The organism is Magnetococcus sp. PR-3, from assembly GCF_036689865.1.
In the GTDB taxonomy this organism is placed as follows: Bacteria; Pseudomonadota; Magnetococcia; order Magnetococcales; family Magnetococcaceae; genus Magnetococcus.
The window spans coordinates 291,651-308,754 of sequence record NZ_JBAHUQ010000001.1; the positions used below are offsets into that span (position 1 = coordinate 291,651).

Consider the following 17,104-nt stretch of genomic DNA (forward strand, 5'->3'; position numbering starts at 1 on the left):
GCCAGACCACAAGATCCCATGCAGGCCCCTTTTCCAAGGGGCCTGCCCATCCTTCTGTACGCAATGCCCCCACCCCACACACTGTTGAGATGTGTGATCAACAACGCCCTTTCTGGCCAATGACTCACCACACATGAGCGCCATGCAGCAGACACCGCAAGATTAGGAGGGGTAAACCTCTTTGAGTGGCACTGTATTCGGATACCTCCACAGGGTTTTCACCCTGTTTCAAGAGCCTATTGCCACCGACCCTATCGGTAAAAACAGAGGAGCAAACGCACAGATGTGTGTATGCCATGCCGAAAGCATACACAGGGATACAACCGCATTGGAACGCAGATTTAAAGAGTACAACGCCTTGGCAATAGACCCACCACCCGCCCCAAAGCGCCCCTCTATCTGAGCCATGGTCTATGGACGAAGCGCAATGAACCCCTCTTCATGCCAAAAAGCGACCATAAGAGCTACATAAGCTCACCCCACCACTACTCCTGTAAGCTACACCTATGAAAGGGCTATAAATACACCTACAGAGATATTCCATCTTAGTTTATTGGTAAAAAAGGGGATAAGATAAAGGGCATATGCCTACTTTTTTCATTTAGGAGCTTCTTCTGTGGCCCATACCATCCCTATACGCATGATTGCGGAGAGCTTAAATACTTCCACAGATACCGTACGCACTTGGGAACGTCGATATGGGCTATTTTCACCCGTTCGCTTACACACCGGTGGTCATCGACGGTACAGCCAAACGGATCTAGAACAGGCTCAACAACTGCGTTTGCTTCTCGATAAAGGTATGCGTATTAGCAAAGCGGTTAAAGTACTTCACATGTCTGAAGATGCCCACGGCGGCCCACAAACAAGCCGCCACTTCTATCAGGCGCTCATACGCGCCATCCAACATTTTGATCTGCTGGAGCTGGACAGGGTCTATCAAAAAGCCCTGACGCAATATCACCCTGATACGGTAATGAAAAAACTGATCGTACCCGTTTTTCAACACCTTGGACAAAACTGGGATAAACATCCTGGTGGGATTGCTGAGGAACACTTTGCCAGCCATTTTTTATACAGCAAGTTAAGCACCCGACTTAACCAAACGGTTATCGCTGGGCGCTCTTTTCACCTTTTAGCCGCCTGTTTACCAGGGGAGCAGCATGAGCTGGGTCTACTTCTCTTCTGCCTAACCATTGTAGAAGAGGGCTTTTATCCTATTTATCTCGGCCCAAACCTACCCATCTCTCAGTTTAACAGCGTCATTAGCCAGAGTGGTTGCCAAGGCATTGTCCTCTCTGGAAAATCTGCCTTTAAGCAGAAAGAGGTTCTGGATCAACTCTACCAGGTCAGTGAACAGCTCTCAGTACCTATTTTTATCGGAGGCGAGGTTGCCGCCAACCATGCCCCCCTGTTAAGGCAGCATGGCGTCATTCCACTGGAAGAGGATTTCTCCAAAGCCTTAACCACCTTAAGTACGCATATACCACAACCAACCACCATATGACCCCGTTAATCGTTAAGAATAGGTTTGGGGGCCGGGGGTAACTCATCCTCTTCAAAAGAGAGGGGTAAGGGGCTGGCCTGCCCAACAATGGGAGAATACGAGGGGGTATGGCAGGTGGTTGCTTCATCCACCAATAGCTGGGCCAACTCTCGGTGGTGGTGCAAAATACCTTTTAAAGGAACATCTTTTAAAACTTTAACAATCTCATCGGTCACCGCATCGGCTACCAGCATCGCCCCCGGTGCCAAACGCGCGACAACCTCGGCCACCCGTCTTACCCGGTGGGGATCTTCCATCGCTAGAACCACAGCACTGGCAGAGGCAACCTGGGCGCTTTCCAAAATCTCGGTTTTTCCCGCATCACCAAACAGAATGGCATCCCCGCGACCCACGCCATCTCCCACACGTTTACGATCCATCTCAATGGCGATGTAAGAAAAACCACGACGGCGTAATTCAGCCACCACAGCCGCACCCAGATCACCATACCCACACACCACAAAATGGCCTTTGGCGATCTCATGGCGAAAACAGGCATCGTACCCACACACCACCAGATGATGCTCAACACCATCAGAGGGCTCGGGTTGTTGTAAGCGACGGTTGTTGAGATCTGCCCCAAAAAAACCGGAAAGATATTCAAGATGCCGAATAAGAAAGGGCGTGACGATAATAGAAAAGACCACCGCAACCACTAAGGGTTGGTTAAGCTGAGCGGAGAGCACCCCCTCGACCCGCGCCAGTTCAAAAACAGCAAAGGAGAACTCTCCCCCTTGGCATAAAACCAGCCCGGTTCGGACCCCGGTTGTCCACCCGGCAAAGCGCCATATCAACCCGCCAATAATCACCGCTTTTAGGATCATAATCCCTAACAGTAACAGTATAACCAGACCAAAATTCCCCATTAGCCAGGGAAGATCAATCTGCATACCTACGGTAACAAAGAAGACCCCAAGCAGCAGGTCCCTAAACGGATTAAGGTCGGCCTCAATCTGATACTTATACTTGGTTTCAGAGATCATCAGTGCCGCAAAAAAAGCCCCTAACGAGTAGGAGAAACCCAAACTATGGGTCAGCGCTGAAGCGGCGATAACCACTACCAGAATGGCCGTGATAAAGAGCTCATGAGAGTGGGTATCTGCCACCATCGCCAAAAGCCGTGTCACAACATGCTTGGCGCCATAGTAGAGTATACCCATGGCGATAACCCCACTGATCAGGGTTTCTGCCAGCAACAGGGGAATCGGTTGCCCTTGATCCGTTAAAAAACGAATGAGAAGAAAAATGGGAATAACCGCCATATCCTGGAACAGCAATATCCCTAACGCCTGCCAACCATGGGGCAAACCTAACTCATGTCGTTCTGAAAGTATTTTGAGTACCGCTGCTGTTGAGGACATCGCCAGCGCCGCCCCAATAACGATGGCTGCAGGCCACTCAATGGTAAACACGAAGTGGGCGATCAGTGCAAAAAGCGTAGCGGTTAGACCAACCTGAAGCCCACCATGCAAAAGCACCTCGCGGCGCATCTCCTGCAATCGGCTGACAGAAAACTCCAAGCCTATGTTAAACATTAAAAAAACGATGCCAAACTCGGCAATTTCCAACAAGGCTGTATGGTCATCCCCCAGGTGGAACAGATGGGTAATGGCCGCACCTGCTGCAATATGACCAATAATGGTGGGTATGCCAGCTCGACGCAGCAGAACGTTAAGAATTAACGAAAGTGTCGCTGCTGATAGTATGAGGTGCAGATGATCATGCATAATGAATATCCCATGGTGACCACAACCATGGCCCCACTTAACGCTTGTATAGACTCCGAAACTTCTCCAGAACCTTGCATTGTAGGCGGTCTGAACCGCCAAAGATAGCCAATGCTTAAGAGAAAGCCACACAAAAAATTGCAAAAGCCAACTGTTTTTGCAAAACTACATAACTCTTGATTTTAGAGGGGTTATAACCATTTTATATCCCCCTCCTGACACCATTTAATCCTTATTGGGCACCAAATATTTGGTTGCCATCATACGTTTAAATCGAGCTTGCCATGGAAAACATCATCAAACTACCTGTAGCCTCAGGCCTTTTTTGGGTTGAGATCGCCAAAGCAGATGTACGTATTCTCTGTGGTTGCCCAATGGATAGTGTCAAACACCTGATTAAAAGAGGGCTCATTCTCTCTAAAGAGCGTGATGGTAGCACCTATGAAACAGGCCCTAATGCTATTTTACTCTCTGATATTATGCTACAGAACGGAGAACTAGCCAACCTAGGTGAGTTTCCTGTTTTACAGATGCTTTACCGCCAAGGGCTAATCCTACCTGGCCACCCCAATAATACCGGTGTAAAACCCCTGCTTATTGGCTCTGCTGAGCAGGTCAACGCCCAGCTACAGTACATCTACCGGGGTAATTATGGTCTCGTCTCTAAAGAAGAGATCATGAAAACGGGTATTGATGCCCAAACAGCCGATGAGATGATGCGCCTTAAATTAAGGTTCGCCTTTGGTGCCATCCGACCCAGCAGTGATCTACTGGAAAGCCGTATTGTTACAGGTGAGCCCATTGAGATCCGCAACGGTGTGACCATAGAGCGACTGAAAACCAACCATTTTTGTATCCGCTATGCAGATGAACAGGTCGAGGTCAATTTAAACCTACAGCCAGGTCAAGCTTATGAGTCGGCTTACCCGCTGGGTTTTCAGAAAATTCAACGGGAATATTTTGGGGTTATCCACTCCGGTGAAGGGGATGGGTGGGATGTTAACCGTCCAAGCATGTCCAGCATCCTCATGTTCCAGGGAAAAATCTATCTGATTGATGCAGGTCCAAACATTCACTATAACCTCACTGCGCTAGGCATAGGGGTTGATGAGGTTGAAGGGGTGTTTCAAACCCATGCTCATGATGACCACATGGCGGGCATTACCACCCTTATGCGTGCAGGGCACCGCATAAAATTTTATGCCACGCCACTGATCCGTGCCAGTGTGGAGAAAAAAATCTCTGCCCTTCTCACCATGGAAGAGGAGCGCTTTGGTGAATTTTTTGAGGTGTGTGATCTGGAGTTTGACCAATGGAATAATATTGAGGGGTTAGAGGCACAGCCTATTTTCTCCCCTCACCCGGTAGAAACAAATATCTTTATTTTCCGTACCATGGCACCTGAAGGCTACAAAACCTACGCCCATTTTGCAGATATTGTTGCCTTGGATGTCTTAGAGGGCATGGTGACGGATGATGATCAAGCACCAGGCATAAGCCGTGCCTACTTTGACACGGTTAAAGCCGCTTACCTGACCGAGGTAAATCTAAAAAAAATTGATATTGGTGGCGGCATGATCCACGGCGTTGCCAAAGACTTTAAGGAAGATCAGTCGGATAAAATTTTGCTCTCTCACACCGCATTTGAGCTGAGTGATGAAGAGAAAGAGATTGGATCCAACTCACCCCACGGCTTTACGGATACGCTCATGTCCAGCGTGACCGACCCGGCCCGGCGCAGCGCCTTTAACTATATACAACGCTACTATCCGGATGCACCAATCTACCAACTCCGCTTGATGATCAATAGCCCCATGGTAGAGATTAACCCCGGCACCATTATGCTCAAAGAAGGGGATACCCCACAGACAATTCTGCTTGTCATTAATGGTGTTGTAGATAAAATTCGCACCCAAAACCAGTTTTACAGCCAAATTTCTTCGGGCTCCATGGTGGGGGATATTCCCGGCCTGTTTGGACTACCGTCAGATTACACCTACCGGACCTCGAGCTTTGTACGTGCGATCGAGCTCCCTGCCCCACTCTATACTGAGTTTGTTAAACGGAATAACTACTACCCAAAAATTGAAAAAGCCTGGGAAAACCATGCTTTTTTAGAGACAACCCACCTGTTGGGAGAGGGTATTCCCTACACCACGCTTTTTCATATTATTGATGCCCTTGAAATTCGTGAGAGTGCGGCAGGCACCTTAATCGCATGTGATGACCCATCCAACCTATACTTGTTAAAAACCGGAAGTGCACAACGGCGGGTGGGTGGTCAGTTACTCGACCATTTGCAGGCGGGGGACTATTTTGGTGAAGAGACCTCTATTTTTGATGTACCCAGTCTCTACCAAATTCAAATTGAGGAACCAACCACACTGGTGGTTATTCCTGCCAAACTGCTAAAGAACATACCTATTGTGCGCTGGAAGCTGTTTGAGTCGTACCAAAAGCGCATTCAAAAAGTGTTGCATAATGGAAACTTGCACGATGTGCTGTGCTGGAACGATACCTTTAGCGTGCGCATTATGAAAATGGATACCCACCACAAAAAGCTGATAGAGATTGCCAACAGTGTCATGGAGGCTATTCGCACGGGCTCGGAACCCGCCATGCTGAATCAAACCCTACAGGCGCTCTCAGACTATACCCATTTTCACTTTGCTGAAGAGGAAGGGTTGATGGCCCAATATGCCTATCCAGATTTAAAAAACCATCAAGCCAGACACAAGCTTTTGCTTGAGCAACTGGCAGATTTTTCAAAGCGTATTGCCCATGAAGGTATCTCTGTTAAAGAGTTTCAACATTTCATGAAGCTCTGGCTTATTCAACATATCCATCAAGAAGATCGCTTGTATGCGACTTACCTCAATGAAAAAGGGATCTATTAACCCCCAAAAAAAAGCCTGACCAACTGGTCAGGCTTTTTTTGATTCTAAAGAATATCAGTCATAGATCATGGTCTCGATGTACAGTTCGTCGAGTTGATCAAACATTTTTCGACGTAATGCATCAAACTCACTGTAACGCTCCTGAGCTTCTTCTCTTTTTCCTTCTTTAACAAGATGAACAATCTCTTTGGCCGCGCTGTGTACCTCTCTATGGCTCTGCTCTAGCTGTTTGAACAAAGGCAGATCCCCAAGCTGACTTTGGCCATCACCATAATACCAAAGCCCCAACTCACAGAGGGTATGATCGGTAAAGACCGATTCATCAAGCTTACCGTGCCCCCGGATCATATCAATCAACGCTTCTAACCAAGCAAGGTGAGACTGTTTAACAGAGGAAATATCAAACAGAGGTCGCCCAACGTGGAATTGACTTTCAGCTTTCGCCAGCGCTTCACTGGTCTCTTTAGCCACCTGAACCAGTGTTGAGGAGGCATCGACCTGCCCCCCGAGGTAGTTCGCTTGGTCCATAGAGCGCAACATGGTTTTTTGAACCGATGCCGAGGCTGAAAAGACCTGTGAGGTAAACTCTTTGGTGCGATTCATGTGGCTAACAACCACATCTGATATTTGAGAAACCGTCTGAGCACCTGCCGCCATCTGTTCCGTAGAGTTGGCAATTTCACTGGCTCCATTGGCCGCTTCCAGAGCAGCCCTGGCAACCTCTTGAGATGCACTACTCAATTCACTGGCGTTACGTGTAACCTCCTGATTGGCAAAATCTACTTGCTCAACAGCATCCACAATTTGAGCCACAGCCCCCGCTTGGGCATCCATAGCAATTGAGATCTCCTGGTTGATGTTACTGAGATCACCAATTAAAACATTAATACCTTCTGTCGCTTCATACGCCTCCGAGGCACGGGTGCGGATCAGAGAGGTTTTTTCATCAATCATCTTCGTAGCGTCAGCGGTTTGTGAGGCAAGCTCTTTGACCTCATTGGCCACAACGGCAAAGCCCTTACCCGCCTCTCCTGCCCCTGCAGCTTCAATAGCTGCGTTAAGCGCCAACATATTGGTTTGGTCGGCAATGTTTTTAATCATGCCCACCACTTTACCAATCTCATTGGCGGCAGAAGTTAAACCACCGACCACCTCTTGAGTCGAAGCGGCATTATCACGAGCTTGACTGGATGTCTGTTCAGCCTGCTCAACCCCTGAACTTACCTGTGTGTTCAGTTCAGACATTTCGCTAGAGATGCTTTGCACCGCATGAATGGAAGTATTTACAGAACCCAACTGATCATTAACCGCATCAATATTGGAACTCATTTCTTCCGCTGCAGAGGCCATGGTATTCACATTCTGACTGGCCTGTTCCGAGGCCGCAGCAATGGTATTAATATTTTCTGATAACGCTTGAGCAGTTTCAGTTAGCTCCTCCAAGCTTTTATCAGACTCAGCCATTGTCACAGACAAGGTCTGAATTTCATTATCAATATCAGCATTTTCCTGAACCACACTACGTGAAAGCTCTTCACTATCTTTTGAAGATTGAGCCAAGGTTGCATTAACCTTGTTTTGTTCCACAACCACGGCATTCAGCGTATTGGATTGGAGAGAAAGTACCCGCACACTACGCTCCAACCCCTGCTTCATCTGTTGCAGATGGAACGCCACAGAACCTTCTTGGCTCGCATGGATCTTAACCGACATATCCCCTTGGCTGATTTTCTGGAATATGCGAATCAGCTCACCTAACTCAATCCCCAACTGACTAAGAATACCCCGCACAATAAACAGTGCTAACAGAATCCCCACCACGCCAGCCATCCCACCCATGGATCGAGAAAAGATAACCAGTGCAGAGATGGTTTCATCCGTCTCTGTTTGGATCTGTTGTTTATGTTTTTTCACCTGCTGATCAAGCTGCTTGATCAGTGGTTCAATTTTATGGACCGCATCACGCATATGGCCAATGTCGTTACTCAACTGCCCATTTACTGTGACAAGGGCTTTGAAGCTGGTGTGATAGCGCTCAACAATCTGTTGAATGTTCTTTTTAGAGGCTTCAGGGATGCTTGACGCTTTAGTCCCCTCCACAATTAAACTGGCTTCTTTAGCGAGCCGGGTAATGTATTTGTCTGTACCACGGGCCAAATAATCTTTTTCATGTCGGCGCATCATTAAATAATGCTTCCAAACGTTTTGAATATAGTACTTGGTGAGTTGCTTGCCGATGATACCGGCCATTTTACTCATATTTTTATAAATGGGTTCATTAACTTCAGGAATGGTACCACTTTGGCGACGGGTCACATAGGCAACGACAGCTTGTTGATAGGCTGTGCCAGAGTCTATAAGCGTTTTTTTAATGGCATCGGAAAGAGAGGATTTTTCAACATGTTGTTTATAGGAGGCATAATCCTTATCCCATTTTCCAACATATTTATCTAACCCACGGACGACATAGTCCTTTTCGCGGCGGCGCATAGAGAGAAGGTCAATCCAGATCTGAGCCGAATCATAATCTGACAACATAGTCTCTAGATCATGCGCAGCTTGTCGGAATGTCCCTTGTAGGCCCTGCTTCTCATTCAAACCTTTGCGCTGCCAACCAGCGATCACCTGTTCAAAGGTCGCATGATAAGCATCAATCGCTGTTTGAACCTGACCCGCAATGTTAACAATGCCTGCTTCATCAAGGCTTTTAGCCAGTTTTGCAAGGTTTGTACTATGCTTTTTAACACACGCAACCTGCTTGGCCACGCGGCCTTGATATTTGGTATTTTTACGTAACAAAAAATCTTTTTCAGAGCGACGGGCTTGCAGCATGCAACTGTTGATCAACATGCCAATATGATCCATCTCAGCGTAACGATCCATAACTTCGATAGCATCATGTTGATCTTGCACGGCCAGATCGTACGTCCCCCCTACCAGAATCAGCGCCAAGACCAATACTGTGGTTAAGATACCCAGCCTCATCCCTAACGTTAATTGCCGAAACCAGTCCATTTTATCCCTCTTCTATCGTCACAATTTTTATGAAAATCCATCCAGCAAAGTAACACAACATGACTTAATTTCCCTCTATAAAATTAGTTAAATCACTGCAAAAGCACTTTTATTTTAAGATCTTAGCAGTATATTATTTTATAGAGATCAAAGATTCCCAGGTTTTCAGCATCTCCTCCCTCGCAAAAAGCTCTTGGCTTAACACCAAGGCGCGCCTACCCATTTCTTCACATAAATCAATATCTTGACTCAACTCAACTACAGCGCGATATAAATTTTCTGCATCATTTGGGTGAAAAACTAACCCACACTGATAGGCTAAAATCAGTTGCGCCATCTCGCTTTTAGGATCACCAATAAAAATGACACCGCGCCCTGCCTGAAGGATGCCACAGAGCTTACTAGGGAAGATCAATCCTTCCATTTCTGGGGTAAGCGATACCAAATGCAGGTCTGCGACTTTTAATGTTTGGTTGAGATTTTCCTGTGACTGGTACGGCTGAAACTGAACCGTATCCCCTTGCAGGTCGGAGAGCCTTTGAAAAAGCGCTTCACGCTTAGGCCCCCCCCCAATAAAAAGCCATTGTATCCGAGTTTGACCCGCTGTTTTCTCTACCACCTCTGCCAACGCATCAAACAGATGAGCCCGACCCATATTGCCCGAATAGGCGAGGACAAAACGATGTTCTAAAGCCCACTGTTCCCGATAGGGGTTGGGCTGATCATCAGCAACATCGATAACAGGCGTGATCGACCAGTTATAGATGAGATGCAGTTTGCTTGAAGCAACCCCCTCTTGCTGTAGGCGCTGTTTCATAGCTTTACTAATTACAACATTTGAATACGCATGTTTTAAGGAAGCGTTTCGGATCCACTGCAAAGGGGTTTGCAACCCTGACCAAGGAAGTTTAGGGAGCAGATAAACAGCGACTTCGGGGAATAAATCTTGAACCCAGTTGATAACACGAAACCCTTTTAAAAAAGAGACAAGGGTAACGATCACTGAAATTAAGGGGGGGTCTGTTTTGGCAACAACACAATCATGGCGCCCCGCAAGCCACAGTAATTTCCATGCGGCAAAGAGGTAAAAGCTCAGATAATCCAACCCACGTCCCAAAAGATGGCGCCGCCCAAAACGAAAACCGAATACACGATGTACCTCAACACCATCGACCTGTTCGTAAGCGACAAGAGGCGCCCCCCCCTCATAACGTTGTCGACTGGTAATAATATGGACAGTTTGCCCCTGCTGAGCCAGATAACGGCTCAGATCGGTCAACAGTTGGCTGGTTGCAGAATGATCTGGGGCAAAAAATCGATTTACAAAGATCAAGCGCGCCATACCTACCGCCCCGTGGTTTAAAGACAGACATGAACAAAAAACCGTACCCCATACAGCCAGGGGTCATCGGTCAACATCATACGGAGTCAGAGGGGGTAATACTGGGATAGCTCTTGCTCTTAGATCGCCTAGACTTGGAGCGCCCTCCCTCTTTATGCGGTAAATGGGCCGCCACCACCCCCAGGCCAAACATGATGTAGAAGGTAAAGATATTGGCAGGTATCTGTAGATTAAAATCAACTAATCCATGGATCAACAGCGCTAACGTTGAAACCAGTGAGGCAAAAAGCACACCCCGCACAAAGGGATCCTGTCGTTTAATAAACGCACGCGCAATACGGCCCCACAACAGTGCAATACCACTGATCCATAAAACATATCCAACAATGCCATAGTCACTTAAAAACTCTAAGTGATCATTATGCACATGATTATAAAATTTCTTTATACTCTCAGGACGATACAGCGGAAAGATAACACTAAAAGACCCCCCACCACTACCAAGCAGCGGATAATCTTTAATCTTCTCCTGCACCGCATCATAAACAATAAAGCGGGCCAGCTCTTTTTCCTGAATATTAATGAGGCGTCCCGTTAATTTCTCTAAATTAAACCAAGCGCCCCCCACCAACGCGATGATCAGAAGCGGTATAAACAGGCGTCGTTCGCGTTTGGATCGGTAGCGCCTAAAAAAGGTCAGTAAAACAACCAAGGCCAAAGCAAGAAACAGCGCAAGGTTACCGCCACGAGAGAGACTCATGATCATTCCGAACATCATAAGCATGGTCAGGCCTAAGATGAGACCACGGTAACTGCTTAGTTCATTGAGCAATGCCTGAAACTTATCCTGAAAGCTCTGCCCCATATCCTTCACATGACGCATCCAAGCAATGGATAACCCCAGCCCAACGGCTATGGTGATCTCTAAATAACCCGCAAAATGGTTCCGGTTAACATAGGTACCTGTTAAAAAATTTTGCTTTTCTCGTGTTATCAGCTCTTGTAACCATAAGACAAGGTAACCATCGTCATGCAAGCTTATAAAACCAAAAATGGTTTGAAAAATACCCGAAGCAAAAAGGGTTAACATCACCCACTTGACGCGTGATCGGCTGTTGACTAAAACCAGGACAAGCCAAAAAGCCCCCAACCACGCCATCCAGCCTAACCAACTGTTCCAAGCCAGATAAGGATCAATGACCAAAGGTCCCTCAATGGGCAGGTTGGCAAAACGTCTCAGCTCTACCCCACCTGGAGCAAAAAAGGAGACCAACCGCTCATGCAATGGCACCATCCCCCATAGTGGAACAACACTCCACCCCAGAAACAGGGTAAGCCACGGCCCTTCCCGATCAAAAATAGCCGGAAGAAGCACACCAGAACGCCACTGTTGAATAATCCACAAAAACAGCAATAAAAAGATTGAAGATTCAAGTAAAGAAAGAGACCAGGGACGGTTACTACCCAGTGGAATGGGCGCCCAGAACAAGAGACCTAAAAAAGCAACAAAAAGCCAGCGGTTACGGCTCTTTTCATCATGCGAGTCACGATAAAGATCCGGCAGATCATCGGTTTCACGATCTTTTTCCGTCACAGCTCTATTCTCATCCATGGATTCACTCACGAACCTACGACCCTTTCATCATCATACTTACCAGAGCCCATTAAGCGGTTGCTATCTTAGCCAATGACGCTGTAAGTCAGGATCGCCACGGGTTAGACGTTCCAACTCATCCCACCGCTGTGTTGACCTTGCTGCTGTTAGTAGCTCAGTTCTATGTAGAGGTTTTGCAAATAGACGGTCACTACTGGCCTGGACTTGATGGCGCATTTCACTGGACAGCTGGTCCCAAATACGGTAGCCCAACCGGATAACCCCTAATTGAACACCCGGCTCTAAAGGCGCAAAGATATTAGCCCGCTCCATATCTTTTTCAATCATACGGATATCCTGACCTAACCGATGCTTAGCTAAGGCCTGATTAATCCAGGGATACCCCCAGGACGGGCGGATTAAGGTAATCTGTTTATAGAGCTCTATACTGTTCCGGTAGTGGGCTTTACGGCGCTTCTGTTCACCCGCTAGTGCCGCAAGCCGGATATGATGGGTTCCCATTTTAAATAGGTAGTCTGGATTACCAGATTGCCAACTGTCTGCCCGCTCTAACATGTAGAGCGCGTCTTTATAGATCTTATATTTATCATCCCGCTCTTGCGCAAAGGGCAGCTCTTTTTCGGTAATCTGGTCACTGAGATAGACAAACAGCGTGGCCATACCCGCATGGATGGTTTGGTTCAGTAACCATAAAAAAAACAGCGCGCCAGCCAGCACCACGACGGTACGAAAACCTGAAAGAGGTACGCGCTTACGTTGACGGCGTTTACGCGAACGTCTTGAATGCCTTGAAGATTTTTCCGACACGTAACCAACCTATTCATCGTCAACAAAGTACAAACGGTTTTACCAAGCGCCCATACCATCACAACAAAGGGTTATGGTATATCGGCCACATTCAGATCATCGCATGGATGACTAGCGCCCTTTATCATCCCCATAACCATAAGCGGTATAACTATTACGGGTACCATAACCGTACCCATAGCCATACCCATACCCGTACCCGTACCCATAGCGATAGGAGCTGCCATAGTAGGAGAGTCGCTTCATATCCACAGAGTTAAAGACACAACCCACCACGTTAATCTGGCTGTGCTGCAACCGTTTAATGGCATTGAGCACCGTACCTTTATTGGCCCGGCTTGCTTTGACAACAAATACCACAGCATCCGACTGTTTACCCAAGATTTGAGCATCGGTCACAATTAAGGATGGCGGCGCATCAATGATAATACGATCATAGCGGCGAGATAGCTCTGTGAGCATCTCTTTCCAACGTTCTGATGAGAGAATTTCACTGGGGAATGCGGGTGTCGGACCACTGGTCATAACATGCAATCCACTTTCACTCTCTACAATCTGTGCCAATAGTGAATAAATCGATTGCTCATTTAAAGAACCACTTTCCTTCTGATCTCGTCTGTTTTCTGAAACCTCTAACGCCTTACGTGGTGTTGAGAAAGAGGGCGGAAGACTGTCGAGTTGTACTTTCTTCTCAACACCATCATCCCAATCCATAAGCGGTTCAATTTTACCTTCACCCTGAACATTGGGCTGTTTGGTGCTAGCCTGTGGTTTGGGCTCTAGATCCTGTACCTGCCCTCTACGATCTTCCTGAATACCGTGTGCCGTCTGCTCCACCAACTCATTCAAAAAGGCGGTAACCCCTTGGGTTTCACTAATCCCAAACACTTTACGCAAGCGCGGACGACGCAAGTCTGCCTCGATCAACAGGGTACGATCGCCAGCTTGGCTAAAAGCCTGAGCCATATTAATGGCAACCGTGGTCTTACCCTCTTCTGGAATGGAAGAGGTCACTGTGATGATCTGATGGGAGTTATCAATATCCGAAAAAAGCACCGATGTTCGTAAACTTCGGATCGCTTCAGAGTAGTTTGATTTGGGATGCCGGATAAGCATCTCTTCCGGTTGTTCTTTTTTATTTCTTAATTTGAGCAAGGGTAATAGGGCAAACACTCTAACCTTACTGTCTGCCTCCAACTGATCCGGGGTTTTATAGGTATGGTCCATAAACTCCAGACCAAAGGCCAACATCAACCCCAGCAGGCCACCAATGAGCAATGCCTTAAGAATTTTGAATTTTTTAGAGGGTAAGAAGCTTCTACCTGGAACTTGCGCCTCTTCAACAATACGGGCATTGGCTGTCTGCATGCCCTCACTCACGTCGGTCTCTTTAAATCGACGGAGAAAAAGATCATAGAGCTGTCGGTTTGCGGCGACTTCCCGTTCCAGTTTATTGAGCTGAAATGCTTTTTTCTTATTGGAGCGCATCCCTTTTTTCATGCCCTCCAGCCTCTCAACTAAGGATCGGTCCTCCCGTTCCAACGTACGGTATTGTTGCTCTAAGACCCCAATCGCCCCGCGCACCTCTTCGGCCACTTTTTTATGAATTTGAGCCAACTCTTTGCGTGTACGGATCATACGTGGGTGTTTAGAACCGTAGCGCTCTGATAACTCCACCATACTCCGTTCAACCAGGCTCTGTTCTCTTTTCAACTCTTTATACAGATCTGAGCCAGGCATACTTACTTGGTGTAGTTGACCTTTATACCGACGGATGGAAGCCTGCATTTCAGCCAAATTGGCCTTAGCTTCACGTTTACGACTACTAATCTGCATCTGCTCCGTTTGCACAGACTCAATCTGTTGCAAAGAGTAACGCTGTTGTTGGTCCTCAGACCCCACCAGGCCAGTTACTTCTTGATAGAGCTGCAGCTCTTTTTCTGAAGTTTCTAACTGTTCTCTCAACCCTTCCAAACGCTTGGTCAACCAATTGGCCGCATGCTGGGTGATCAGCAGCCGAGACTCCAACTGTTGATCAATATATGAGCGTGCCACACTGTTGGCGATGCGTGCCGCCAGTTGAGGGTTGGTTGAGGCAAAGGAAATATTGATAAGCTGACTACGCCCCACCATGGAGGTTTGGATACCCCCTTTGACAGCAGACGCAATCTGGTTCAGTCCATTTTCATCAAGCGGCTCATGGCGCATCGCTCGCTCAACGGGCCCGTCAGGTTTGGACTCCAGCTTCATCGGCAGGTAGGTACGCCAAGTTTTGGGGATCCACTTGGTTAAAATGGACTCTTTTTCCTCGACACGCAGACGCGCGTTAAACTCCGGCGTCATATCCAAACGTTCCCGTTTTACCACTTCACGGGCCAGTTTACGGCTTTTGATCAACTGTAACTGGGTCGCAAAATAGTCTCGACCCGAGCTGTCAACACCGTACAGGTCTTCAATAGAAATCAGCTTGGTACTGTTCTTTTCTAACAGCAATGTGGCCGTTGCTCGATACCTAGGCGCTTCAGAGTAGACATTCATGATCATCGGTAGCGCCACCACAATGGTCACAAAGATGATCTGCCACTTTCTGCGCAACGAGATCGATAACAACTTACCCACATTGAGCATATTGTTATCTTCGTCTCCACGTTCCATCGGCATGGGCGGGGGATTAACCGCACTACCTAATAGGGGCATATCTGGACGTAACGTGGAGGATTGTTCTCTGTCTTTCATAGAATCTGCCCAACCATTACTGGGTAAAGAACACAAAAAAGCGTGTTGGGAAAAGGGTGACTGGGCCTTTTAGCATCCATATAAATGCAGTCAGCCCTACAAACCATCCCATCATCGCCAGTGTGGACGCATGATTTAAGAAGCCCTGACAAATGGACCCCTACCCTGATGACCTTAACCTACGGACCAAACCGACCTCTCCATAGCTTTAGGCCAATCCAATGAAATGCAAGTTTCATGCACACCAAAGAAAACCGAACGAGGATTAATCACTCCCCGACTACACAGCACAAAGGAGCAGACAAGCCGCTCCTTCGCAAAACACACAGCTTTTAAGATCAGCGGTCAGGTTTGGGCATCTAACAACTGTTCTGGATGGTCGGCATAGCGCTCTTTGATCTCCAACACCTCCGGCAGCACTTCATGAAATACCGGGGTTAAACTGGGGTCAAAGTGACTACCTGCCCCTTCATCAATAATCTGCACCGCTTTTTCAACCGACCAAGCCTTTTTATAGGGTCGCTCTGAAGTCAGGGCATCAAACACATCTGCAATGGCGACAATACGCCCAGCTAAGGAGATATCCTCCCCCTTAATACCTTTGGGGTACCCTGTACCATCCCACTTTTCATGGTGACTCAAGGAGATCTCTTTAGACATATTCATCAACTCAGAGTCATGTTCACCAATGATTGCAGCACCATACTCAGGATGTCGGCGCATGATCGCCCACTCCTCATCATCCAGCTTTCCTGGTTTAAGGAGGACTTTATCTGGAATACCAATTTTACCGATATCGTGCATAGGAGCAGCATTAAAAACCAAATCAGTCCATGCATCTGAGATGTTCAAGGAGTCTGCCATTAAGCGTGTGTAGTGACTCATACGAATAACATGCATACCGGTTTCATTATCTTTAAACTCAGCCGCCCGGCCCAAGCGACGAATAATCTCCAAACGGGTATCCAGCAGCTCTTTGGTACGGTTTTTTACCATACGCTCCAGCTCACGCTGCTGGTCATACAACGCCAAGTGGGTACGTACCCGAATTTCGACAATAGGTGGACTAATGGGTTTGGTGATGTAATCAACAGCCCCCAACTCCAACCCTTTTTTCTCATCTTCCATTTGCGTTTTAGCGGTAATAAAAATCACAGGTATACTGGCTGTCGCTGGATTTTTTTTAAGGTGTTCACACACCTACACCTCATAGCCATCCATACCGGGCATCATGACATCCAGCAGGATCATATCCGGCTTAACATCGCCACTGGCAATACGTAGCGCTTTTTCACCATTAAGGGCCGCTTTAACCTTATAATTTTTCCGCAGGATCCCGCCTAACACATCTAGGTTTTCAGGGGTATCATCCACCACCAAGATGACCGGCTTTTCACTTTTTTCCACCATAACCCACCT

Annotated in this window: 8 protein-coding genes and 1 pseudogene; 2 read left to right on the forward strand and 7 right to left on the reverse strand. The window is 47.3% G+C overall.

Annotated elements, in window-relative coordinates; genetic code table 11:
* Nucleotides 1-616: 616 nt before the first annotated feature.
* Entirely contained in the window at nucleotides 617-1,507 is an 891-nt protein-coding gene (locus V5T57_RS01125; protein WP_332889307.1) for a MerR family transcriptional regulator, read from the forward strand.
* Nucleotides 1,508-1,512: 5 nt separating this feature from the next.
* Here the strand turns inward: V5T57_RS01125 and V5T57_RS01130 are convergent, their stop codons facing one another.
* Nucleotides 1,513-3,273, reverse strand: coding sequence for a cation:proton antiporter domain-containing protein (locus V5T57_RS01130; RefSeq protein WP_332889308.1), 1,761 nt, complete (start codon nucleotides 3,271-3,273; stop codon nucleotides 1,513-1,515).
* 284 nt (nucleotides 3,274-3,557) lie between these two features.
* Here V5T57_RS01130 and V5T57_RS01135 point away from each other — a divergent pair, with 284 nt between their 5' ends.
* Nucleotides 3,558-6,170, forward strand: a complete 2,613-nt coding sequence (locus V5T57_RS01135; protein WP_332889309.1) for a bacteriohemerythrin — start codon at nucleotides 3,558-3,560, stop codon at nucleotides 6,168-6,170.
* 54 nt (nucleotides 6,171-6,224) lie between these two features.
* Here V5T57_RS01135 and V5T57_RS01140 read toward each other — a convergent pair whose 3' ends face one another.
* From V5T57_RS01140 to V5T57_RS20820, 6 genes and pseudogenes are all read right to left on the reverse strand, one after another.
* A complete protein-coding gene (locus V5T57_RS01140; protein ID WP_332889310.1) occupies nucleotides 6,225-9,185 on the reverse strand; it encodes a methyl-accepting chemotaxis protein in 2,961 nt (986 codons plus the stop codon).
* Nucleotides 9,186-9,318: 133 nt separating this feature from the next.
* Entirely contained in the window at nucleotides 9,319-10,527 is a 1,209-nt protein-coding gene (locus V5T57_RS01145) for a glycosyltransferase family 4 protein (protein ID WP_332889311.1), read from the reverse strand.
* A gap of 76 nt (nucleotides 10,528-10,603) precedes the next feature.
* Nucleotides 10,604-12,151, reverse strand: coding sequence for an O-antigen ligase family protein (locus tag V5T57_RS01150; protein ID WP_332889312.1), 1,548 nt, complete (start codon nucleotides 12,149-12,151; stop codon nucleotides 10,604-10,606).
* A gap of 51 nt (nucleotides 12,152-12,202) precedes the next feature.
* Complete coding sequence (locus V5T57_RS01155) at nucleotides 12,203-12,949, reverse strand: hypothetical protein (protein WP_332889313.1); 747 nt, start codon at nucleotides 12,947-12,949, stop codon at nucleotides 12,203-12,205.
* A gap of 111 nt (nucleotides 12,950-13,060) precedes the next feature.
* On the reverse strand, nucleotides 13,061-15,685 hold the full coding sequence (locus V5T57_RS01160; RefSeq protein WP_332889314.1) for a polysaccharide biosynthesis tyrosine autokinase: 2,625 nt from the start codon (nucleotides 15,683-15,685) through the stop codon (nucleotides 13,061-13,063).
* A gap of 345 nt (nucleotides 15,686-16,030) precedes the next feature.
* Nucleotides 16,031-17,095 (reverse strand): annotated as a pseudogene (locus V5T57_RS20820) (HD domain-containing phosphohydrolase).
* Nucleotides 17,096-17,104 lie beyond the last annotated feature (9 nt).

Excerpts from the sequence above, each read along its gene's own strand:
- V5T57_RS01130 (WP_332889308.1), bottom strand. The coding sequence starts at position 3,273 with ATGCATGATCATCTGCACCTCATACTATCAGCAGCGACACTTTCGTTA.
- V5T57_RS01135 (WP_332889309.1), top strand. The coding sequence starts at position 3,558 with ATGGAAAACATCATCAAACTACCTGTAGCCTCAGGCCTTTTTTGGGTT.
- V5T57_RS01140 (WP_332889310.1), bottom strand. The coding sequence starts at position 9,185 with ATGGACTGGTTTCGGCAATTAACGTTAGGGATGAGGCTGGGTATCTTA.
- V5T57_RS01145 (WP_332889311.1), bottom strand. The coding sequence starts at position 10,527 with ATGGCGCGCTTGATCTTTGTAAATCGATTTTTTGCCCCAGATCATTCT.
- V5T57_RS01160 (WP_332889314.1), bottom strand. The coding sequence starts at position 15,685 with ATGAAAGACAGAGAACAATCCTCCACGTTACGTCCAGATATGCCCCTA.